The following is a 23,232-nucleotide window of genomic DNA, read 5'->3' as shown; positions in this document are numbered from 1 at the left end:
GCCCCGCGAGAGACGCCCGTTTCGAAAAAATCGTGAAATCGCAGGCTCAGGCCAGTGAGATATTCACCGCCGATTCGCGGCCGTCACGGCCGGCTTCGACGTCATAGGTCACTTTCTGGTCATCGGCGAGGCCGGTGAGGCCCGAACGCTCGACCGCCGAGATGTGAACGAATACGTCCTTGCCGCCCGATTCCGGTGCGATGAAGCCGTAGCCTTTGGTGGTGTTGAACCATTTGACGGTGCCATTTGCCATCGTCTCTTCTCCTTCAATATGTCTGCGCGCGGGATTGCGGCAGGATCGCTCAGTCAGTACAAAATCGAGTGACTGGCCGGTGAAGGAGCAGTGGTCGATAGTGGTAACGTCGCAGGAAAAATATTGGACGATGTCGACCAAAAATCAAGAGAAAATTTCATGACATTTGTACGGTATGCCATGTTGAATGCGCGTATTCCCGTCGATTTCCTGGGCGGAAATGACCTGTCAAGGCGCTGATTTTTCAGGGTTTCTTGTTCACCAGCGGCGTGGCCCCGAGCGCGGCGGCAAGCGATTGGAAACGGGCCTCGGCCACCTCTCCGAACAGCGGTGCGGCTTCGGGGGAAAGCGTGAGTTCGAGCAGTTTCTTCTTGGGATAGAGCCGCAGATGCCCGAGTTCGGCGTCTTTCTTGAGCCAGAGCATCGCGCCGAAACGCATTGCCTTGCCGACCACCTCGGCGATCCTTTGCTCGTTCTCGGGGATCAGGTCGAAAAGCGGTTCGAAGCGGCTGCCCTTGCGCGAGTTGGAATAGCGGTGCAGCAGGGCGAGACCGAGAAAGACGCGCTCGGAATGCTTGAGCCCGCCGAGATTGGCGCGGGTGGCGTTGTCGAAACACAACTCCGCCCGGTAGTCGGGATGCGCACGCCACGTCACATCATGCAAAAGGCAGGCGGCCTTGATCAGGCGGAGGCGTTCTTGCGGGGCATGTTTGAACAAAGGGTTTATGAAATCGTAAAGCGTGCGGCCGAAACCGGGCAGGCGGGCATCCTTGGATTCGGCAAAGTGACAGGCTTCGATCAGCGGGTCGCGGTCGCGCAGTTTCGGCGGCATCTGTTCGAACAACATGCCCTCGCGGATGCCATAGGACGAGATCGCGATGTCGCGGGGGCCGAAGGTCTTGACCACTTCCTTGAGCACCTCGGCGGCGATGGGGACAAGCGCCATGCGCTGGGTCGAGACGCCACAGCGCACGCGCAGTTCCTCGGGGTCGTTCTGGGCGATATACTTGGCGGTGGCAGAGACCGCCTTGCGGCTCATCCGGTATTCATGCAGCACGTGGAGCGGGTAGCCCTGGCGGTCCATGTCGATCCGGGCGATGGCGCGCCATGAGCCGCCGACCAGGAAAAGGCGATTGTGCTGGTCGCCCATATGTTCGTGCAAATCCTTGAGAACGCTTTGAATATGGGCCTTGCGCGCCTTCTTGCCGCCCTTCATCCCCTTGAGCCTGAGCGGGCCCAGTTGCGAGCTGACGCGGCGCCCGACCTTGCCGCCATTGATCTCGGCCAATTCCATCGAGGCGCCGCCGATGTCGCAGACGAGGCCGTAGGAGCCGGGCCAGCCGAGGAGCACGCCCTGGGCCGAGAGGCGGGCCTCTTCGAGACCGTCGATGACATGCAGTTTGAGGCCGGTCTGCTCTTCGACCAGTGCGGTGAATTCCTCGCCGTCGGCGGCGTCGCGCACGGCGGCGGTGGCCACCGCGGTGAGCGGGCCGGTGCCCATGCCTTCGCCGAGGCGCTGGAACCGGCGGATGGCCGAGAGCGCGCGCACCCGGCCTTGCGGGTTCAGGCGGCCGGTTTCGCCGAGGCCCTCGCCGAGGGCGCACATGATTTTTTCGTTGAAAAAATAGGCCGGTGAGCGGGCGGCGCCGTCGAAGACGACGAGCCGGACCGAGTTGGAGCCGACATCGACCACGCCGACGCGCGAGAGGGCGCGGGCCGAGGGGTCATCGAAAAGCGGGCGACCGAATGGCCCCCAGTCGGTTGGCGTTGCCTGGTTTTCCATGTCCATGCAGTTCCCCGGGGGCCATTTGAGCCTGTTATGGCAAGGGTGTCCGCAAGGGTCAACGGCGGTGACGGGTTTGCGCATCATTGCCGCACCGCGCGGTGGGGTTAACGGGCCGTGGGGGGCGCAAAACTGGGGGGTGACATCCGGCTGTCGCCCGGCTGCTGCCCGGCTGCCGGGTGTTTGGCAAGGTTTTGTTCACGAACCCGGTTAACCGGGCGCGCGGTGCCGTGGTGCACGCCCGGCCCCGACGGGGCGGCTCAGACCTGCTGCGCCGCTTTGATCACCAGATCGTCGAGCCCGTCGCCGCCCGCGGCGACATGCGCCTTGAGCTGGTCGCGCATCCGCGGCTCCCAGAAATCGCGCAAATGGCCCGCGACGCGCTCGGCCTGATCCTCGCCCGGCTGGCTCTTGAAGAAGGTGGCGATCTGGTTGGCCATGTGAACCATTTTCTCAGGCGACATCTGTGACCTCGGATGTGATGCGATGGGGATGGGAATAGACGTCGAAGCCGCCGCCGCGGGCAAAGGCGGCGAGCGTGATGCCGGCACCTTCGGCGAGGCGCAGGGCATGGGCGGTGGGGGCCGAGACGGCGATGAGCGCGGGGCCGCCCGCGATGGCGCATTTCTGCACCAGTTCGACCGAGAGCCGCGAGGTCAGCACGAAGGCGCCGGTTGACGGGGCGATCCCCGCGCGGGCCAGTGCGCCGATGAGCTTGTCGAGGGCGTTGTGGCGGCCCACGTCCTCGCGCGCCATGACGATGCCCTGACCGGGGATGAGAAAGCCCGCCGCGTGGCTGGCATGGGTCTGGTCATGCAGCGGCTGATGGGCGCGCAGCGCGTCGGACGCGGCGGCGACCTCGGCCCGGGTGAGGCGCAAGGTGTCGCCGGAGACGGCGGGCAGGGGGCGGGTGGCCTCGGCGAGGCTGTCGATGCCGCAAAGGCCACAGCCCACCGGCCCGGCCATGAAACGGCGGCGCGCGTCGAGTGCCGCGCGCCGGTCGGCGTGCAGCCACATCCGCGCCTCGATGCCGTTCTCCTGCGGCGCGATCTCGATCTCCTCGATCTGGGCGGGGTCGGTGACGATGCCTTCGCCCAGCGAGAAGCCCAACGCGAAATCCCCGATATTGGCGGGGGTGGCCATCATCACCGCCTGCGTGGTGCCGTCATAGACCATCGCGACCGCCGTTTCCTCGGGCAGGGTGCGATGCACGCGCACCGCGCCATCGGGGCGCAGCGACAGGCCCGGATGCGACATGGCGATGGGGGGCAGGCGGGTCATGGCGATCACTCGGCGGCGGGCAGGATGCGGCGGGCCATTTCGGCCTGTGCGGCATAGTCCTCCTGCCACTCGGAAGGCCCGTTCGAGGCCGAGACCTGCACCGCCGTCACCTTGTACTCCGGGCAGTTGGTGGCCCAGTCCGAGAAATCGGTGGTCACGACATTGGCCTGCGTGTCGGGGTGGTGGAAGGTGGTATAGACCACGCCCGGCGCCACCCGTTCGGTGACATGGGCGCGCAGCGCGGTTTCACCCGAGCGCGAGGCCAGCTTGACCCAGTCGCCTTCGTTCAGCCCGCGGTTCTCGGCGTCGTGGGGGTGGATTTCGAGCACGTCCTCGCCATGCCAGACGGAGTTGGCGGTGCGCCGTGTCTGTGCGCCGACGTTATATTGCGACAGAACCCGGCCCGTGGTGAGCAGGAGCGGGAAGCGCGGGCCGGTCTTTTCGTCCGTGGCCACGTATTCGGTGACGATGAACCGCCCCTTGCCGCGCATGAATTCATCGACATGCATGAGCGGCGTGCCGTCGGGGTGATCCTCGTTGCAGGGCCATTGCACCGAGCCTTTCTCGTCGAGCATCCCGTAGGTGACGCCCGCGAAGCTGGGGGTGGTGGCCGCGATCTCGTCCATGATCTGGCTGGGGTGGGTATAGGTCCAGTTGGCGCCCCCCGATTCTTTCAGCATGGCGTTGGCCAGCATCTGGGTGATCTCCCAATCGGCATAGCCGTTCAGGGGTGCCATGACCTTGCGCACGCGGTTGATGCGGCGTTCGGCGTTGGTGAAGGTGCCGTCCTTTTCAAGGAAGGTCGAGCCGGGCAGGAAGACATGCGCGTAATTCGCCGTCTCGTTGAGAAAGAGGTCATGCACGATGACGCATTCCATCGCGGCGAGACCGGCGGCGACGTGTTTCGTATCCGGGTCGGATTGCAGGATGTCCTCGCCCTGGCAATAAAGTCCCTTGAAGGTGCCATCGACGGCGGCGTCGAGCATGTTGGGGATGCGCAGGCCCGGTTCGGGGTCGATGGTGACGCCCCATGCGTCCTCGAAGATCTTGCGCACCTCGGGGAGTTTCACATGGCGATAGCCGGGCAGTTCGTGCGGGAAGGAGCCCATGTCGCAGGAGCCCTGCACGTTGTTCTGGCCGCGCAGCGGGTTTACGCCGACGCCGGGGCGGCCGATATTGCCGGTGAGCATGGCGAGGTTGGCAATGCCCATCACGGTGGTCGAGCCTTGGGAATGTTCGGTGACGCCGAGGCCATAATAGATCGCGCCGTTGCCGCCGGTGGCAAAGAGCCGCGCGGCTTCGCGCAGGTCGGCGGCGGGCACGCGGGTCAGTTCCTCGGTCGCCTCGGGGCTGTGGCGCGGATCGGCGACGAATTCGGCATAGGCCTGGAACTCGTCCCAGTCGCAGCGGGTGCGGATGAACTCCTCGTCATAGAGTTTCTCGGTGACGATCACATGGGCCAGCGCGGTGACCACGGCGACATTGGTGCCGGGGCGCAGCGGCAGGTGATGCGCGGCCTCGACATGGGCCGATTTCACAAGGTCGATGCGGCGCGGGTCGATCACGATGAGTTTCGCGCCCGCGCGCAGGCGTTTCTTGAGGCGGCTGGCAAAGACCGGGTGGCCATCGGTGGGGTTGGCGCCGATCACGATCACCACGTCGGTCTTTTCGACGCTGTCGAAATCCTGTGTGCCCGCGGAGGTGCCGAAGGTCTGGCCCAGCCCGTAGCCGGTGGGCGAATGGCAGACCCGGGCACAGGTGTCGGTGTTGTTGTTCATGAAGACGGCGCGGGTGAGTTTCTGCACGAGGTAGGTTTCCTCGTTGGTGCAGCGGCTCGACGTGATGACGCCGATGCTTTTCTGGCCGTGCTTTTCCTGCAGGGCGCGCAGGCGGGTGGCGGCGAAGGAAAGCGCCTCGTCCCACGAAACCTCGCGCCATGGGTCGGTGATGCGGTCGCGGATCATAGGGTTGAGGATGCGGTCCTGGTGGTGGGCATAGCCATAGGCGAAGCGGCCCTTGACGCAGGAATGGCCGCGATTGGCCTTGCCCTGCTTCCATGGCACCATGCGCACCAGCGTGTCGCCCTGCATCTCGGCCTTGAACGAACAGCCGACGCCGCAATAGGCGCAGGTGGTGACGACCGAGCGTTCGGGGGTGCCCAGTTCAATCACCGATTTTTCCTGCAACGTGGCGGTGGGGCAGGCCTGCACGCAGGCGCCGCAGCTTACGCAGTCGGAGGAGAGGAAATCGTCGAAGATGTTGCCCGCGCTCACACGGCTGTCAAAGCCGCGGCCCTCAATGGTGAGGGCGAAGGTGCCCTGCACCTCTTCGCAGGCGCGCACGCAGCGCGAGCAGACGATGCATTTCGACGGGTCATAGGTGAAATAGGGGTTGGAGTCGTCCTTGGGCAGATAGCGGTGGTTTTCGCCCGAGGTGTCGCGGGCCTCGAAATGGTTGTCGAGCGGGGCGCCCTCGGGGGCGGTATAGCGCACGTCGCGCAGGCCGACGGCGCCGGCCATGTCCTGCAATTCGCAATCGCCATTGGCCGAGCAGGTCAGGCAGTCGAGCGGGTGATCCGAGATGTAGAGCTCCATCACGCCGCGGCGGATCTTGCGCACCTTCGAGGAGCCGGTATGCACGACCATGCCGGGTGCGACCGGCGTGGTGCAGGAGGAGGGCGTGCCGCGGCGGCCCTCGATCTCGACCACGCAGAGGCGGCAGGAGCCGAACGCCTCGACGCTGTCGGTGGCGCAGAGTTTCGGCACGGAAATGCCTGCTTCGGCGGCGGCGCGCATCACGGAGGTGCCCTCGGGCACGGTCACGTCGAACCCGTCGATGGTGAGGGTGACGGGCGCGCCCTCGCGCGCGGGGGTGCCCATGTCGCGGTCGTCGGGGATGATGAAGTCTTTCATGGTCTTGTTCCTTCTGGACCAAGGAGTTCTCTGCGAGAAATCATGTCACTCGGCCGCCGCGCGGCCATGCGCGAAATCGTCGGGGAAATGGGAGACGGCGGACATCACCGGCAAGGGGGTGAAACCGCCGAGCGCGCAGAGCGAGCCGTCTTTCATCACCTCGCACAGATCGGTCAGGAGGGGCAGGGCATCGGCGTCGCCTTGGGCGATGCGGTCGATGGTTTCGACCCCGCGCACCGCGCCGATCCGGCAGGGTGTGCATTTCCCGCAGGACTCAACCGCGCAGAATTCCATCGCGAAGCGGGCCATTTCTAGCATATCCGCGCTGTCATCGAAAATCACGATCCCGGCATGGCCGAGCAGGCCGCCCTCGGCGTCAAGCTCTTCATAGCCCAGCGGGGCGTCGAATTTCGACACGGGCAGGTAGGCACCGAGCGGCCCGCCGACCTGTGCCGCCTTCACCGGGCGGCCGGTGGCGGAGCCGCCGCCGAGATCGTTCACCACCTCGCCGAGGGTGATGCCGAACGCGGTCTCGAAGAGCCCGCCGCGCGCCACGTTCCCGGCGATCTGCAGGGTCACGGTGCCGCGCGAGCGACCGAGCCCGAAATCGGCATAGGCTTGCGCGCCCTTCTCGAAGATCACCGGCACGGTGGCGAGGCTGATCACGTTGTTGACCACGGTCGGTCGCGCGAGGAAGCCTTCGAGCGCGGGCAGGGGCGGCTTGGCGCGCACGATGCCGCGCTTGCCTTCGAGCGAATTGAGGAGCGAGGTTTCCTCGCCACAGACATAGGCGCCCGCACCCTTGCGGATTTCCATGTCGAAGGCACGGCCCGAGCCGAGCACGTCGGCGCCCAAGAGCCCCTTGGCGCGGGCGATTTCAACCGCGCGGGACATGATGGCGATGGCGTCGGGATATTCCGAGCGCAGGTAGACATAGCCCTTGGTCGCGCCCACGGCGAGGCCCGCGATGGCCATGCCCTCGATCAGGGTGAAGGGGTCGCCCTCCATGATCATGCGGTCGGCGAACGTGCCGCTGTCGCCCTCGTCGGCGTTGCAGACGATGTATTTCTGCGGGGCGTCGGCGTCATGCACGGTCTGCCACTTGATGCCGGTCGGGAAGCCCGCGCCGCCGCGGCCGCGCAGGCCGGAGGTTTTCACCTCGTCGACGATCTCCTGCCCGGTCATTCCGAGCGCCCGGCGCAGGCCGTTGAGGCCACCATGGGCCTCGTAATCGGCCAGATCGAGCGGGTCGATCACGCCGACACGGGCGAAGGTGAGGCGATCCTGGCGTTTCATCCAGTCGAGCTCTTCCACCGGGCCGAGCGCCTTGTCGCTGTTGCCCGCAAGGATCGCGGCGGCGTCTTCGGGCGTGGCGGGGCCAAAGCCGATGCGGATGCCGTCCTGTTCGATCTCGACCAGCGGTTCGAGCCAGATCATGCCGCGCGAGCCGGTGCGGATGATGTCGATCTCGATGCCCTGTTTCTCGGCCTCGGATGCGAGCGCGGCGGCCACCTCGTCGACGCCGAGCGCCTTGGCGGCGCTGTCGAGGGGGATGTAGAGTTTCATGCGCCCACCTTTTCGAGAAGGGTTTGCATTTTCGCGCTGTCCATGCGGCCGATCACCCGGTCATCGACCATCGCGGCGGGGGCGCAGGCACAGAGCCCGAGGCAATAGACCGGCTCGATCGTGACCGCGCCGCCCGGCGTGGTGCCGTGCCAGTCGAGCCCGAGTTTGGCCAGCGTTTCCTCGGCCAGTGCCTTGCCGCCCACGGCCTGGCACGCCTCGGCGCGGCAGATCTTGAGGACGTGCCGCCCGGCGGGGGCGTCGCGGAAATCGTGATAGAAGCTGATCACGCCATGCAGTTCCGCGCGGCTGATGTTGAGGGCGTCGCAGATGAGTGGCCCGGCGGCCTGCGGGATGTGGTCGAACGTGTCTTGCAGGGCGTGCAGGATCGGCAGGAGCGGGCCTTCGAGCGCCTTGTGCGCGTCGATGATCGCGATGATCTCGTCGGTGGGCGGGCTGTTGGTCATGGCTGGCCTCGAAAATGGGGTCTTCGGGCGCGAGTCATGCGGATTTTGCGTTCAGAAATCAATATCGGTATTTCGTTAAACGATAGTCTAAGCCTATTATGAGCGCAAACGACCCTTCACCTCCGAAATGCGGCGTGCTTCGTCGAGAAGTGCTGAGAGAACCGGTGTATGCGGCTCGCGATAGGGGGCGATGAGGCCCACGGCATGGCCCTGTGCCCGGCCGGTATCGGGCGTGATGAGCGGAACGAGGCGCAGCGGTTTGCCGCCCGCGAGGAAACGCGCGATGTCGCCGGGCAGCACGGTGAGCCAGTCGCCCGAGACGACATGCGCGACCAGCACCACGGTTGAATTTGACTCGACCATCGCCTGCGGGGTGATCCCGGCGCTGGCGAGATTGCCGTTGATGATGCGGCGGTTCTGCATGTCGGGGGTCAGAAGGCAGAGGTTCTGGCCATCCAGCGCGCCCCATTCCACCGCGTCGCGGGTGGCAAAGGGCGAGGCCTCGTTGCAGACCAGCATGTAGGTTTCCTCGTAGAGCGGCACGCTGCTGACCCGGCCCATGGGTTCGTTGTCGAGATAGGAAAGGCCCGCGTCGATATCGAGGTTTTCGAGCATCGAGAGGATCTCGACCGAGGTGCGCGACAGGATGGTGAAGCGCACGTTGGGGTGTTTCTCGGCAAACCGGGCCGAGAGGCGCGCGGCCCAGGTGAGCGCGGTGGGAATGACGGCAATGCGCAACTGCCCCGAGAGGCCATGCCGGGTGGCGCGCATTTCCTCGCGCAACTGGCGCGTGTCCGAGACGATCTTGCGCGCCCAGTCGAGCGCGGTCTGGCCTTCGGGGGTGAGCCCGCCATAGCGAGAGCCGCGAAAGACGAGCTGCACGCCGAGTTGCTCTTCGAGCTGCTTGATGCCCGCCGAGAGCGAGGGCTGGGTGATGCCGAGGCTGGCGGCGGCACGGCCGAAATGCTCTTCCTTGGCGAGCGCGATGAACATTTCGAGCTTGTCGATCATGACGGGTGGGTCCGGTTGGGAGGGGCAGGCAGGGCGCGTTGTGTTTGGTTGCGTTCACCCTCGCCCGGAACAGCGGCAGAACCGCCCGGGCAGCACACGGCCGCCCCCCGGCCGGGTGCTTTCGATGGGGTGCGCGCCGCTTCGGGCCGGGGAAGACGTTGCGGGATAAACTGCCCTGCGCGGATGTTGCGAGCACCCGACCGCGGCCGTGTGATGCCCTCTTGCTGGGCCTCGGTCGAATCTGATCTTCCGCGATCCATCCTAGATCTCCCGCGCGGGGATGCCCGCCACGGTGGCCCCGGCGGGCACGTCGCGCGTCACCACCGCGTTGGCGCCGATCCGGGCGTGATCGCCGACGGTGAGCGGGCCGATGATCTTGGCCCCCGCGCCGACATCGACATGGCCACCCAGCACCACCGGCCCGGCCAGCGTGACCTGGTGAAAGATCATGCAGTTCACGCCGATCCGGGCCTCGGGATGGATGATGATGCCGGTCGGGTGCGTGAGGCGCAGGCCGCCGCCGATCTCAGTGCCGAGATGAATTTCGGATTGAGTGATGAGCGACCAGAACCAATGCACCGCGACCCAGTATTTCGAGGCCGCGCGGCCCATCATGCCGCCGCGTGCGCGCGCCGCCTCATAGCGGCGGATGGCGCGCAGGAGTTTGCGCCCGGGGTCCCAGAATCGCTGGACCGTTTCGCGGCTCCAGTCGGGGTGCTGGGCCGAAACGTCCCGATCTTCGGCGGATGGCTGCATCGCCTTGCCTTTCCTGGCGAAATCCGGGCCGGATGCGACCCTTTCGTTCGGGCGCAAGCCTTGCAAGAAAAGCGCAAAACCGCAACAGTCATGCCAACTTGTGCAGGGAGGTGACGATGCGGTGGTCTGGGGTCTGTTGGGCGCGCGCGGCGTGGCTTGGCCTGCTGGTTGCCCTGCTGGCGGCGGGGATGGTGCGGGGCGAGGAGCGGCGGGTGCATTTCTTCGGCAATTCGCTCATTCACCACCTGAGCGACACGGATGAGACCGCCGTGCCGCATTGGCTGGCCGCGATGGCACAGGCGGGGGGGCATGAGTTCGCGGCGAGCGGGCAGTGGGGATTCCTGCGCGATTTCGTGGCCGCGGGGCCGGCGGCGAACTGGTCGTTCCGGCGGGTGGCGCGGGCGTGGCGCGGGGGGGCGTTCGATCCAGCGGGGTTTGATGCGATCGTGGTCAACCCGGCGAATTTCATCCAGTACCAGTCCCCGGATCGGCCCTATGACGGGGACAATCCCGATGGGGCCTCGCCGCTTTCCGCGATGCTGGAACTCATTGACGCGCAAGTGCGGGGCACGCCGCTTTACCTTTACGAAGGCTGGGCCGATATGGGGACGTTTTCGCGCGGGTTTCCGCCCTCGCGGCGGGCACTGGGGCGCTATCATGCGTTCAACATGGGCGAGTATCATCAGTGGTACGAGGATTTCGCCGCGACCCTGCGCCGGGAGCGCCCCGAACAGCCCATCGTCCTGATCCCGGTGGCGCGGGTGTTGTCGGACCTGATGAGCGCGCCGCCGCTCGATGGTTTGGGGGCGGAGGTGTTCTATTCCGACAATGCGCCGCACGGGACGCCGGTGACCTATCTGCTGGCCGCCGCCGTGACCTATCGGGCGCTTTATGGCGAGGCGGCGCCGGGCGACATGGATTTGCCCGACACGATCCCGGCGGAGGTGCGCGAGGATTGGCCCGCGCTGGTGGCGCGGATTTCCGAACTGGTCGGGGGGCAGGAGGAGGCCGGGGCCGGGGCGGTGCAGCAGGCGGGCGCGGCGACGCAGGCCGACGGGCAGGCCGGGGCGCAAGGCGTCGGGCTGGCCGATCCGGCGCTGGCGATGGGGCTCAACGGGATTGCCGACTGGTCGACGCAGCATCCCTTTGTCGACCTGATGAAGACGGCGCGGCCATGGCTGGGCCACGAGGGCGATGACTGGGGCGCGTGGGATGCGGCGCGACTGGCGGACGAGGGATATCTCGACCAAAACGGCTGGCCCCGGCGCATCCCGCCGGGGGTGGACCGTATCGAGAGTTTCATCCTGACCGATCAGCCCGAGGCGGCCAGCGATCTGGCCGGGCGCTACCGCGTGCGCTGGCAAGGCGCGGGGCGGCTGGAGCTGGGCGGACGGGCGCGTCGGGTGGAGCATGGCCAGAACGAGGCGTGGTTTCTGTATGCGCCGGGTGAGGGGCTGGTTTCGATTGCGATCACCGAGACCGACCCGGAGGGCACGGGCGATCACATCCGCGATATCGAGGTTGTGCGCGAAGACCAGGTCGTGCTGCATGATCTGGGGGTCACGTTCAACCCCGACTGGATCGCGCGCATTGCCGATCTGCGTAACCTGCGCTTCATGGACTGGATGTTCACCAACGATTCACCCGTCACGTCATGGGAGATGGCGCCGCGCACGGGCGATTTCAGCTATGTCTGGCGCGGGGTGCCGGTCGAGGTGATGGTCGATCTGGCCAATCTCGTGGGGGCCGATCCGTGGTTCAACATGCCGCATATGGCGGATGACGATTATGTCGAGCGGTTCGCCGAGGCGGTGCATGACCGGCTCGACCCGCGGCTGCATGTCTGGGTCGAGTATTCCAACGAGATGTGGAACCTTGGCTTTCCACAGGCGCAATGGGCGGTGCGGCAGGCGCGCGAACGCTGGGGCGAGGCGGCGGGGGATGATGCGTGGATGCAGTTCACCGGGATGCGCGCGGCCGAGGTGATGCGAGTCTGGGGCGGGGTGTTTTCGGGCGAGGATGCGGCGCGGCTCAGGCGGGTGGTGGCGGTGCATACCGGCTGGATGGGGTTGGAAGAGCCGCTGTTGCGCGCGCCCTTGTGGATGGAAGAACAGGGGGCGAGCGGGTTCAGCCCGGCGGCGCATTTCGATGCCTACGCGGTGTCGGGCTATTTCGGGTTCGAGCTGGGCAACGAGGGCGAGGAGGGGCGGCTTGATGATCTGCGCCGCTGGATCGCCGAGAGCCGCGAGGCCGCCGAGGCCGGGCCGCGCAGCGAAGGGCTGCGACGCAAGGCGCTGGAGGCGGCGATCGCGCCGGTGCGGTTCGACGCGGCGATTGCGCGGGCAGCCCGTGCGGTGCGCGAGGGATCGCTGGCCGAGGTGACCGGCACGCTCTGGCCCTATCATCGGGGGGTGGCGCGGCGGCACGGGTTCGATTTGGTGATGTACGAGGGGGGCACCCATGCGGTCGCGCATGGCGGGGCCAGCGGCGACGAGGAATTGACCGGGTTTTTCAGGGTGTTCAATTATTCGGACGAGATGGCGGCGCTTTATGCCGAGGTGCTGGAGGCGTGGGAGGCGCAGGGTGGGCAGCTTTTCAACGCGTTCGTGGATGTTGCCCCGCCGAGCCGGTTCGGAAGCTGGGGGGCGTTGCGGCATTTGCAGGATGACAATCCGCGCTGGGATGTGTTGATGGCGCACAATGCGCGGGGCACGGGCCAAGAGGGGCGCGCGCCGGGGGCGTTTCTGCACGGGCGGGTGATCCGTGGCGGGCCGGGGGACGCGGTCCTGAACGGGACGGGGAAGGCGGACATCCTGATCGCGGGGCCGGGGGATGACCGGCTGGTGAGCGGCGGCGGCGGGGATTTCCTGCATGGCGGGGCGGGCGCGGATCTTGCGGTGTTGCCGGGGCTGCGCGCGGAGTATCAGTTTGCCATGGAGGGCGGGCGGCTGTTGGCGATGCGGGGGGCGGAAACGCATCGCCTGTTGTCCATCGAATCGCTGGAGTTCGAGGGTGAGCCGGGGCGGGTGTATCGCCTCGAACTGCCCGGGTGAGGCGATTTTCCGGCAAAGGACCGGCGCGGCGGGTCAGGTGCCGGTGAGTGCGTCGATCAAGGTGCGGGCACCACGGGCGGAGGAAAAGTTTTCGATCACGCGGGCGCGCCCGGCCTTGGACAGTGCGGCGAGGCGGGCGGGATCGGTGGCAAGCTCACCGATGGCGCAGGCTAGGGTTTCGGGATCGCGGGGTGGCACGAGGAGCCCGTCGCGGCCGCTGGTGATGAGTTCGGGCACGCCGCCGGTCTCGGTGCCGATGGTGGGCACGCCCATCGACATCGCCTCCATGTAGGCCACGCCGAGGGCTTCGTGCCACGTGGCCAGCACGAAAAGATGCGCCTGTTGCAGATGGTCGCGCACCGCGCCCGCGTCGATGGCGCCCAGAAGCGTGACGTGATCCTCAAGGCCCAGCCGGGCGATGTCGGCCTGCAACTCGATGCGAAAACCCGATCCGCCGTTGTCATCCTCGCCCGCGATTTCAAGCCGGGCGTCGAGGCCGGACTCGCGCAGGTGGCGCAGGGCCTGCAACAGATCCTGATGGCCCTTGAGCCGGTTGAGCCGCCCGCAGGAGAAGAGCTGCAGGGGCTGGCCGGGGTCGGGCGGGCGATAGGGGGCATCACGCGAGAGCACATCGGTATCGACGCCCATCGGTTGCAGGTGCAGATCGTCGGGCAGGTCGGGGCCGAGCGTGGCCTTGAGGTCGCGAATGAGCCTGCGGCTGACGGCGCAGCCAAAGGCGGCGTGGCGCCATTTGAAGCCCTGGCCGGGGCCGTAATCGGCGAGCGCGCCGTGCAGGGTGAGCGAATAGGACAGGCCGAACATGCGGTTCGCCAGCGCACAGATCAGCGCGGCGCGGCCACAGGAATGGGCGTGAACATGGGTGATGCCGCGTGCGCGGCAGGCCAGCACCAGCCGCCGGGCGGCGGGCAATGACAGCACAACGTCGCGCGCGAAAGCACGCGGTTCGGCTCGCAGGTCGCGCCGGAGCGCGGCAAGCGGCGCGCGGGCCAGTGCCAACGCGGCATTGGCGGGCGCCATGTCGACCAGGTAGGTGGTGCGCGCAATCGCCGCGTCGGACCAGTCATGCGCGATCAGGGCCGAAGGTGGCGGTCTCGTGCTGAAAAGCGCCACACTGCCGCCCATTTTCTCGAGTTCAAGGATCTCGCGCCAAAAGAAGATATGGGTTTGACCCGGGAACTGGGGTATCAGGATGCCGATTTTCAAGGGTCTGGACACGAAACGGGCTTTCACTTTGACCAAGGACGACATGCGACAGGCAAGGCACGGGAGCAGTGTGGCGCGAGCCTGCACCGACGGGGCGCTTGAGGGCAAGCCCGGTCTGCGCGGGGGCGTGCCATGCCGGGGCTGAGCGTGATCATCCCCGCCTGCAACGAGGCGCGGCAGATCGGGCCGTGCCTGCGTGCGCTTCTGGCCTCAAGCCCGAAGCCCGGGGCCGGGTCGGGGTCGATCCCGTTGCCGATTCCGGTCGAGGTGATCGTCGTGGCCAATGGCTGCACCGACGACACCGCGCAGATGGCGCGCGGGTTCGCCGGGGAGTTTCGCGTCATTGGCTGGAATTTCAAGGTGCTGGAGCGTGAGAAGGGCGGCAAGCCCGGCGCGCTCAACGCGGGCGACGCGGCGGCGCGGTTCGACGCGCGGGCCTATCTCGATGCCGATGTTGTCGTGTCGCCGCCGCTGCTCGACCATGTGACGCGCGCCTTGCGGGTGGAGCGCGCGGCCTATGTGAGCGGCAAGGTGCGGATCACGGCGGAGGGCAGCATGGTGTCGGCGCTTTACGCGCAATGCTATGCGCATGTGCCGTTCATGGCACAAGGCGTGCCGGGGTGCGGGTTCTTCGCGGTCAACGCGGCGGGGCGGCGACGCTGGACGCAGTTTCCGAACATCATTTCGGATGACACCTTCGTGCGGCTGTTGTTTGCCCCCGAAGAACGGATCGGCGTCGCCGCGCCCTATGACTGGCCGGTGGTGACCGGCTGGCGCAACCTTGTGAAGGTGCGCGCGCGGCAGGATGCGGGGGTGCGCGAGGTGCTGGAGCAATTCCCGCAACTGGCGCGCAATGCGGGGGGCACGCGGCCGGGCATCCTTGGCAAGCTGGGGCTGTTCCTGCGCAACCCGCCGGCATTTGCGGTTTATGCCGGGGTGGCGCTGGCGGCGCGGATGCGCAAGGCGGATGGCTGGAGTCGCGGGCGATGAGCAGGGTGGCGCGGATGTTCGGCGGTGAGAGCGTGGTGGCGCGGGCGGCGCGCAGTGCGGGGCTGACCATCTTCGGGTTCGGCACGAGCCAGGTTCTGCGGCTGGCGTCGAACCTGATCCTGACGCGGCTGTTGTTTCCCGAGGCGTTCGGGACGATGGCGCTGATTTCCGTGTTCCTGATGGGGCTGAACCAGTTTTCGGATGTCGGGGTGTCGCCCGCGATCATGCAGTCGAAACGTGGTGATGATCGTGATTTCCTCGATACCGCGTGGACGATCCAGGTTTTGCGCGGTCTCGGGCTTTTCGCGGTGGCCTGTGCCATCGCCTGGCCGGTTTCGGTGTTTTACGAGCTGCCCGAACTGACGCTGATGCTGCCGGTTTCGGCGCTCACATTGGTTCTGGCGGGGTTCCTGCCGACGCGGATGGACAGCGCGCAGCGGCATTTGCGGGTCGGGCGGTTGACCCTGCTCGATATCGGCAACCAGGCGATCGGGATCGGCGCGGCGGTTCTTCTGGCGTGGTGGTGGCAATCGGTCTGGGCGCTGGTGGCGTCGGGGGTGCTGGGCGCGGTGTCGCAGCTTGTCCTGCATCAGCTATTCCTGCCCGGTGCGCCCAATCGCTTTCGCTGGGAGTCGCGCGCGGCGCGGGAGTTGATCGGGTTCGGCAAGTGGATATTCCTCAGCACCGTGGCGGGGTTTGCGCTGACGCAGGCCGACAAGCTGATGATCGGCAAGTACCTCGCGCTTGATCTCTTCGGGGTCTACAATATCGGGTTCTTCCTCGCCTCCTTCCCGCTCTTGATGGGGGGGATGCTGGTGCGGCGTATCCTTATCCCGATCTACCGCGAATGGCCGCCGCGCGAGAGTGCGGCGAATTTCGCGCGCCTGCGGCGGATGCGGCTGATGGTGTCGGGGGCGCTTTTCGGGTTGGTGGCGGTGCTGGCGCTCGGTGGGGTGTGGATCGTCGATCTGCTTTACGATCCGCGCTATGCGATGGCGGGCGCGGTGGTGGTGGTGATCGCCTGCATGCAGGTGCCGCAGATCATCGCGCTGACCTATGATCAGGCGGCGCTGGCGGCGGGCGATTCGAAGCGGTTTTTCGTGCTGGCGGCGTCGAAGGCGGTGGCGATGGTGGCGGCCCTTTTGATCGGGCTGGAATGGGCCGGGCTTTTCGGGGCGCTGATCGGGCAGGGGGTGGCGATGGTCGCGGTCTATCCGGTGGTGATCTGGCTGAGTCGGTCGACGGGCGCGTGGGACCGGCCGCATGATGCGGGGTTTGCGCTGGCGGGTATGGGTCTGATCGTGCTGGCCTTCTGGCTCAATGCCGATGCCATCGCGGCGCTGGCAGAGACGGGCCGGGGCTGATCGGGGGCAGGCGCCGGGAATGTGACTGTCGGGCCCGCTTAAAATGTTGTAATATCGTCAAAATGTGACCTCATTTGCATGGCATGTGATCCCTGTGGGGACGTGGGACGAGTTCTTTTCTTATGACGCAACACCCTGACTCAATCTTGCCCGGCGAGAATGACATCGCCATCGTGGGCATGTCGGCGCATTTGCCCGGTGCACCGGGAATCGAGGACTATTGGCGCAACCTGCGCGAGGGCGTCGAATCGATCCGGCGATTGAGCGAGGACGAGTTGCGCGCGGCGGGTGTGCCCGAGGCGCTGTTGCGCCGCCCCGATTACGTGCCCCATGCCGCGCCGCTCGACCGGTTCGAGCATTTCGACGGCGAGTTCTTCGGCTTTAGCCCCAAGGAAAGCGCGATCCTCGATCCGCAGCACCGTCAGTTCCTCGAAGTGGCGTGGGAGGCGTTCGAGACCGCCGGTCACATGCCGGAGAATTTCGACGGGCCGATCGGCGTGTTCGCGGGCTGCGGGATGGGCAGCTATTTCTATTTCAACATCTGCTCGAACCCCGATCTGGTTGACCAGGTGGGGATGTTCCTGTTGCGCCATACCGGCAATGACAAGGATTTCCTGTCGACGCGGGTCAGCCATGTGTTCGACCTCAAGGGGCCGTCGATCTCGCTTCAGACAGCGTGCTCCACCTCGCTGGTGGCGACGCATTACGCGGCGCAGGCGTTGCTCAATGGCGAATGCGATATGGCGCTGGCGGGCGGCGTGACGATCGAGTTGCCACAGGGCCATGGATACGTGTTCAAGGAGGGTGAGATCCTGTCGCCCGACGGGCATTGCCATGCGTTCGATGCGCGCGCTGAGGGCACGGTGTTCGGATCGGGCGCGGGGGCGGTGGTGTTGCGCCGGCTTGAGGATGCGATCCGCGATGGCGATCACATCTGGGCGGTGATCAAGGGATCGGCGGTCAACAACGATGGCGCGGCCAAGGCGGGATATCTCGCCCCGTCGGTCGACGGGCAGGCGGCGGCGGTGGCCGAGGCGCAGGCGATGGCCGGGGTTTCGGCCGATACGGTCGATTACGTCGAATGCCACGGCACCGGCACTTACCTCGGCGATCCGATCGAGGTTGCGGCGCTGAGCGAGGCGTTTCGCAAGACGACGGACGAGACCGGGTTCTGCCGGATCGGATCGGTCAAGACCAATATCGGGCATCTCGACACGGCCGCCGGGGTGGCGAGCCTGATCAAGGCGTCGCTGGCGCTGCATCACCGGGAAATGCCGCCCTCGCTGGGCTATGAGAGCCCGAACCCGACGATTGATTTCGAACATTCGCCGTTTCGCGTGAACGATGTGCTGATGCCCTGGGCGCGGCGCAAGGGGCCGCGGCGGGCGGGGGTCAATTCGCTCGGCGTGGGGGGAACGAACGCGCATGTGATCCTCGACGAGGCGCCGGAACGCGTGGCCAGCGAAGAGAGCGACTGGCCGTTTCAGCCGCTGGTTCTGTCGGCGCGTTCGGGTGCGGCGCTGGACGAGGGGGCGGCGCGGCTCGCCGCGCATCTGCGGGCGCATCCGGACCTGCCGCTGGCCGATGTGGCATGGACCTTGAAAGAGGGGCGGCGGGCGTTTGACAAGCGCCGCGTCGTGGTGGCGGAAAGCGTGGAACAGGCCGCCGATCTTCTGGAACAGAACGACCCGCGCCGGGTGTTCACGCACAGTGTCGTGGGCGACCGGCCCGAGACCGTGTTCCTGCTGCCCGGTGGGGGCGCGCAATATGCCGGTATGGCGCGCGACCTTTACGAGACCGAGCCGGTCTTTGCCGAATGGATGGACCGGGGGCTTGCGGTGCTGGGGCCGCGGCTCGACTATGACCTCAAGGCGCTGTGGCTGCCGGAAGAGGGGCAGGAGGCGGCGGCGAACGCGGCACTTCAACGCCCCTCGGTGCAATTGCCGCTGATCATGATCACCGAATATGCGCTGGCGCAATTGTGGATGAGCTGGGGCGTTACGCCGGATGTTCTGCTGGGCCATTCGATGGGCGAGAACACCGCGGCCTGCCTTGCCGGGGTAATGAGTTTCGAGGATTGCATTGGGCTCGTGCATCTGCGCGGGCAATTGTTCGACACGGTCGAGGCGGGGGGGATGCTTTCGGTATCGCTTCCGGCGGAGGAGTTGCGGGCGCAACTGGGCGATGTGCTCGACCTTGCGGCGGTGAATGCGCCGGGGCTTTCGGTGGCGTCGGGGCCGCAGGCCGCGCTTGACGATCTGCAAAAGCGGCTGGAGGCGCGCGATGTCGACTGCCAGCGCATCCAGATCGACATCGCCGCCCATAGCCGGATGCTGGAGCCGGTCCTTGCGCGGTTCGGCGATTACCTGCGCGCGATCCCGCTGTCGGCGCCGCGTATTCCGATCATTTCGAACCGCACCGGGCAGCCGATGACCGATGCGCAGGCGACCGACCCGGACTACTGGGTGGCGCATCTGCGCGGCACGGTGCGGTTTGCCGATTGCGTTGATCACCTGAGCGCGGAGCCCGCGCGCATCTATGTCGAGATGGGGCCGGGCAAGGCGTTGTCGTCGCTGGCCGCGCAGCACCCGGACGTGCGCCGAGATCAGGTCATTTCGGCCCTGCGCCATCCCGAGGACGCGGTGCCCGACGACGAGTATTTCATCGCGCAACTGGCCCGGGTCTGGGCGATGGGCGGCGATTTCGACTGGTCGCAGATCTGGGGCACGGCGCGGCGCAACCGGGTGGTGCTTCCGACCTATGCGTTCCAGCGCAGGCCCTATTTCATCGAGCCGGGCAAGGCGCAGGCGCAGGAGACGGTGCCGACGCACCTCATGCGGGCCGAGGCGATGGAGGACTGGGGCTATATCCCCGCGTGGAAAGCCGTGGCCGCCGATTGCGACGTGGATGTCGAGACGCTGGCCGATGCGCCCGCCGAACGCTGGCTGGTCTTCGTGGACGAGACCGGGCTGGGCCGGGATGCGGTGACGCGGCTGCGCGCGGGGGGGCAGGACATGATCACCGTGCGGGCGGGCGATACGTTCGGGCGCGATGGCGAGGGCGGGTTCGTCCTGTCGCCGGAACGGGGTCGCGAAGGCTATGACGCGCTTGTTGAAGAACTGTCTGCAAGGGATTGGAAACCAACGAGGATTGCGCATTTCTGGCTGGTGACGCGTGGCGAGGATCACCGCCCCGGATCGAGCTTTTTCCACCGCAACCAGGAGCAGGGATTCTATGCGCTCTTGTTCCTCGCACAGGCAATGGCGGCGGCCGAATGGGGGGCGGTGCATATCGCCTGTTTCACCACCGGTGCAGCACAGGTCAGGAATGAGGGGCTCGATTACCCCGAGAAGGTAACGGCGCTGGGGCCGGTGCGGGTGATCCCGCGCGAATTCCCGGGGGTGAGCGTCTCGACCCTCGACCTGATGCTGCCCGAGGCGCCGCGCCGGGGGCAAGTCGACCTGTCGGAGCTGGGCGCGCGCGTGCTGGAAGAGCTGTTCGCGCATCCCGGGAACCACGTGGCGGCGCTGCGCGGGGCGCGGCGTTTCGAGCAGCGGATCAGGCCTGCGGCGCTCATGGCCGAGGGGCCCGCGCCGGTCGATTTGCGCGACGAGGGGGTGTATCTTGTCACCGGCGGGTTCGGGGGTATTGGCCTGACATTGGCCGAGCGGCTGGTGCGTGACCATCGCGCGCGGATCGTGCTGATGGCGCGCACGGCCCTGCCGCCGCGCGATGCGTGGGACGATCATATCCGCCGGTTCGGCGCGCATGATGCGACGTCGCGGCGGATCGCGGCGGTTGAACGTCTCGAAGGCCTTGGCGGGCAGGTGATGGTGGTGGCCGCCGATGTCTCGAATGTCGAGGAGATGCGCGGCGCGCTGGAGCAGGTGCAGATGCGGTTCGGCACGGTCAACGGCGTGATCCACGCGGCGGGTGTGATCGCGGATGAGCCGATCCTGAGCAAGTCGCCGATGGTGGTCGAGGACGTGTTCACACCGAAAGTTCACGGGCTTCAGGTGCTGGATCGGCTGTTCCCGGATGGCAGTCTTGATTTCCTCGTGCTGTTCTCGTCCTCGTCGACGGTGACGGCCCCGGCGGGGCAGGTCGATTACGTGGCGGCGAATGCCTATCTCAACGCCTATGCGCAGGCCCGTGCGGGCGACGCGACGCGGGTGGTGGCGATCAACTGGGGCATCTGGGCCGAGGTCGGCATGGCCGCCGAGGCGCTGGGCGTGGGGCAGGAGGAACCCGACCAGAGCGAGCATCCCGTGGCGCAACCGATGCTGGACGTGGCGACGTTCGATCCTGACGGCAACCGGCTGTTCAAGACGCAGCTTTCAACGGCGCATTGGGTGCTGGGTGAGCATCGCACGGACGGCAACCAGGCGCTCATGCCCGGAACGGGTTACATTGAGATTGCAGCGCAATCCCTTGAAGCACAAGGGGAAACAGGCCCGTTCGAGATGCGCGATCTCTACTTTCTGCGCCCGCTCGACGTGAGTGAGCATGCCCCGCGCGAGATGCGTGTCACGCTGGCGCGCAGCGACGCGGGCTATGCGATGAAGGTGCAATCGGTGCGCGAGATCGAGGGGCGCGCGGGGGTCGAGACCAATGCCGAGGCCACGCTTGCGCTATTGCCGATGGAGACGCCTGCGCGACTCGACGTGGCGGGGCTTGAGGCGCATTTCGGCGATGCGCGCATGGCCGAGCCGGGGCGATCCTTGCGCAGCCCGCAGGAGGCGCATCTGAATTTCGGGGCGCATTGGCGGGTGCTGACGCGGATGGCGCTGGGCGTGGACGAAGGCGTGGCGCGGTTGCGCCTGCCCGAGGCGCTGCGCGAGCCGGGCTATATCCTGTCGCCGGGCTTGATGGACCTTGCCACCGGCTGGGCGATGGAGTTGATTGACGGGTATGCGCCGACGCATTTGTGGGTGCCGGTCTCTTATGGCGCGGTGCGGGTCTATCGCCCGCTGCCGGGCGAGGTTGTAAGCTGGGTGCGCAACGCAGGCGAGAACCGCGCCGAGGGGGGGGCCGCGAGTTTCGATGTCACGATCTGCGATTTGCAGGGCAATGTCTGTGTCGAGGTGCATAATTTTTCGATCCGGCGGATGGAGGCCGATGCGCCGCTCATTGCCGCGCCATCGTTGAACGGTCTGGAATTTCCGGAGGCCGGGGGGGAGCGTCCGCTGTCGCCCGCCGAAGAGCGGCTGCGCCACAACCTCGGCCAGGGTATTCGCCCCGACGAGGGGGCCGACGCCTTTTTGCGCGCGCTGGCGATGGGGCGGGCGCAGGTGGTGGTGTCGTCGCTGAGCCTGCCCGACCTGGTACGCCAGGCCGAGGATATGGGCGTGGAAGATGGCGAGGGCCAGACATTCGAACGGCCCGATCTCGAAACCGAGTATGCCGCCCCCGAAGGCCCGATCGAGGAAAAGCTGGCGCAGTTCTGGAGTGCGCTTCTGGGGGTGGAAAAGGTCGGCGCCGAGGACAATTTCTTTGATCTCGGGGGCCATTCTCTGATCGCGGTGCGGCTTTTCGCACAGGTGCGCAAGGCGTGGAACGTGGATTTCCCGATCTCGGTTCTGTTCGAGGCGCCGACGATCCGCGCCTGTGCGAAAATGATTGAAAATGAAGGTGTTGCAGCCGAAACAGAAAGTGATACTTCAACCGAAAAACAGGCCAGGGCGCCGGAGCGGCGGTTCACCCATATCGTGCCGATGCATCAGGGCGAAGGCGGGCCGCGGCGGCCGTTCTTCCTCGTGGCGGGGATGTTCGGCAATGTGCTGAACCTGCGCCACCTTGCGCATCTTCTGGGCACGGATCGGCCGTTTTACGGGCTCCAGGCGCGCGGGCTTTATGGCGAGGACGCACCGCATGGCAGCATTGCCGAGGCGGCGCGCGATTACCTGGCTGAGATCCGCATGGTGCAACCCAAGGGGCCGTATCTGCTGGGCGGGTTTTCGGGCGGTGGGATCGTCGCCTATGAAATGGCGCAGCAATTGCGCGATGCGGGCGAGGAGGTGGCGATGCTGGTCATGCTCGACACGCCCTTGCCGCGCCGCCGCCCGCTGAGCACCGGGGATCGGGCGCGCATCCAGTTGCAGGAATTGAAATCGGGCGGTGTGCTTTACCCGTTCAAATGGCTGGCGCGGCGCATCCGCTGGGAGATCGTGAAACGCCGCGCGCCGGTGGTTGCCGCGAGCGAGGCGGCGCCGACCGCGTTCCACAACAGCGCCATCGAACAGGCCTTTCTCGGGGCGGTGGCGCAATATGACCTGCTGCCGTGGGACGGGCCGGTGGCGCTATTCCGTCCGCCGCTGGTGGGCAAGTGGCAGGTGGGCGCGGGCCGCTGGGTCAATTCCGAACGCGCCTATGTCACCCATGACAACGACTGGACCCCGTTCGCGCCGCTGATCGAGGTGGTCGAGGTGCCGGGCGATCACGATTCGATGGTGCTCGAACCCAATGTGCGGGTTCTGGCGGCGCGGATGAAACGCGCGATCGAAGATGCCGAGAACCCGGCGGCGCGGGCATCGCGGGTCTCCGCGCTTGCCCCCCGAACTCATGCGGCGGAATAG

The 23,232-nt window shown here is 66.6% G+C and carries 14 protein-coding genes; 4 read left to right on the top strand and 10 right to left on the bottom strand.

Translation table 11 applies throughout. The features are described 5' to 3' along the window. Positions 1 to 46: 46 nt before the first annotated feature. The 9 genes from FLO80_RS04550 to FLO80_RS04510 all read right to left on the bottom strand — a co-directional run bounded on the left by FLO80_RS04550 (position 47) and on the right by FLO80_RS04510 (position 10,083). Entirely contained in the window at positions 47 to 253 is a 207-nt protein-coding gene (locus FLO80_RS04550; RefSeq protein WP_111363477.1) for a cold-shock protein, read from the bottom strand. 244 nt (positions 254 to 497) lie between these two features. After that, entirely contained in the window at positions 498 to 2,042 is a 1,545-nt protein-coding gene (locus FLO80_RS04545) for a Ppx/GppA family phosphatase (RefSeq protein ID WP_111363479.1), read from the bottom strand. Positions 2,043 to 2,296: 254 nt separating this feature from the next. Further along, entirely contained in the window at positions 2,297 to 2,500 is a 204-nt protein-coding gene (locus FLO80_RS04540) for a formate dehydrogenase subunit delta (protein WP_111363482.1), read from the bottom strand. Continuing rightward, positions 2,490 to 3,317, bottom strand: a complete 828-nt coding sequence (gene fdhD / locus FLO80_RS04535) for a formate dehydrogenase accessory sulfurtransferase FdhD (protein WP_246156558.1) — start codon at positions 3,315 to 3,317, stop codon at positions 2,490 to 2,492. The genes FLO80_RS04540 and fdhD overlap by 11 nt, the downstream gene beginning before the upstream one ends. A gap of 5 nt (positions 3,318 to 3,322) precedes the next feature. Further along, entirely contained in the window at positions 3,323 to 6,229 is a 2,907-nt protein-coding gene (fdhF, locus tag FLO80_RS04530; protein WP_149187064.1) for a formate dehydrogenase subunit alpha, read from the bottom strand. 45 nt (positions 6,230 to 6,274) lie between these two features. Continuing rightward, entirely contained in the window at positions 6,275 to 7,795 is a 1,521-nt protein-coding gene (locus FLO80_RS04525; protein ID WP_111363486.1) for a formate dehydrogenase beta subunit, read from the bottom strand. Further along, complete coding sequence (locus tag FLO80_RS04520) at positions 7,792 to 8,259, bottom strand: formate dehydrogenase subunit gamma (protein WP_111363488.1); 468 nt, start codon at positions 8,257 to 8,259, stop codon at positions 7,792 to 7,794. Before FLO80_RS04520 ends, FLO80_RS04525 begins: the two co-directional genes overlap by 4 nt. 96 nt (positions 8,260 to 8,355) lie before the next feature. Beyond that, positions 8,356 to 9,270, bottom strand: coding sequence for a LysR family transcriptional regulator (locus tag FLO80_RS04515; RefSeq protein ID WP_111363490.1), 915 nt, complete (start codon positions 9,268 to 9,270; stop codon positions 8,356 to 8,358). Positions 9,271 to 9,531: 261 nt separating this feature from the next. Then, positions 9,532 to 10,083, bottom strand: a complete 552-nt coding sequence (locus FLO80_RS04510) for a serine O-acetyltransferase (protein WP_281286958.1) — start codon at positions 10,081 to 10,083, stop codon at positions 9,532 to 9,534. A gap of 59 nt (positions 10,084 to 10,142) precedes the next feature. On the opposite strand from FLO80_RS04510, the gene FLO80_RS04505 reads away from it, so the two are divergent. Next, entirely contained in the window at positions 10,143 to 13,079 is a 2,937-nt protein-coding gene (locus FLO80_RS04505) for a calcium-binding protein (RefSeq protein WP_146611009.1), read from the top strand. A 33-nt stretch (positions 13,080 to 13,112) separates the two neighbouring features. On the opposite strand, the gene epsE is transcribed toward FLO80_RS04505, so the two are convergent. Further along, positions 13,113 to 14,303, bottom strand: a complete 1,191-nt coding sequence (gene epsE / locus FLO80_RS04500) for an exopolysaccharide biosynthesis GT4 family glycosyltransferase EpsE (RefSeq protein ID WP_111363493.1) — start codon at positions 14,301 to 14,303, stop codon at positions 13,113 to 13,115. Positions 14,304 to 14,435: 132 nt separating this feature from the next. Between epsE and FLO80_RS04495 the strand changes: the two genes are divergently transcribed. The 3 genes from FLO80_RS04495 to FLO80_RS04485 all read left to right on the top strand — a co-directional run bounded on the left by FLO80_RS04495 (position 14,436) and on the right by FLO80_RS04485 (position 23,232). Next, positions 14,436 to 15,293 (top strand): glycosyltransferase, encoded by an 858-nt coding sequence (locus tag FLO80_RS04495; protein WP_111363495.1) that lies wholly within the window; start codon positions 14,436 to 14,438, stop codon positions 15,291 to 15,293. After that, positions 15,290 to 16,657: an oligosaccharide flippase family protein gene (locus FLO80_RS04490; RefSeq protein WP_111363497.1), complete on the top strand. Its 1,368-nt coding sequence runs from the start codon at positions 15,290 to 15,292 to the stop codon at positions 16,655 to 16,657. Before FLO80_RS04495 ends, FLO80_RS04490 begins: the two co-directional genes overlap by 4 nt. Positions 16,658 to 16,779: 122 nt before the next feature. Further along, positions 16,780 to 23,232 carry a type I polyketide synthase gene (locus FLO80_RS04485; protein ID WP_111363499.1) on the top strand — a complete coding sequence of 2,151 codons (6,453 nt, stop codon included), beginning with the start codon at positions 16,780 to 16,782 and terminating at the stop codon, positions 23,230 to 23,232.

It is taken from the genome of Aquicoccus porphyridii (assembly GCF_008369105.1).
Lineage (GTDB): Bacteria > Pseudomonadota > Alphaproteobacteria > Rhodobacterales > Rhodobacteraceae > Aquicoccus > Aquicoccus porphyridii.
This window is presented reverse-complemented; position numbering and strand designations above follow the sequence as displayed.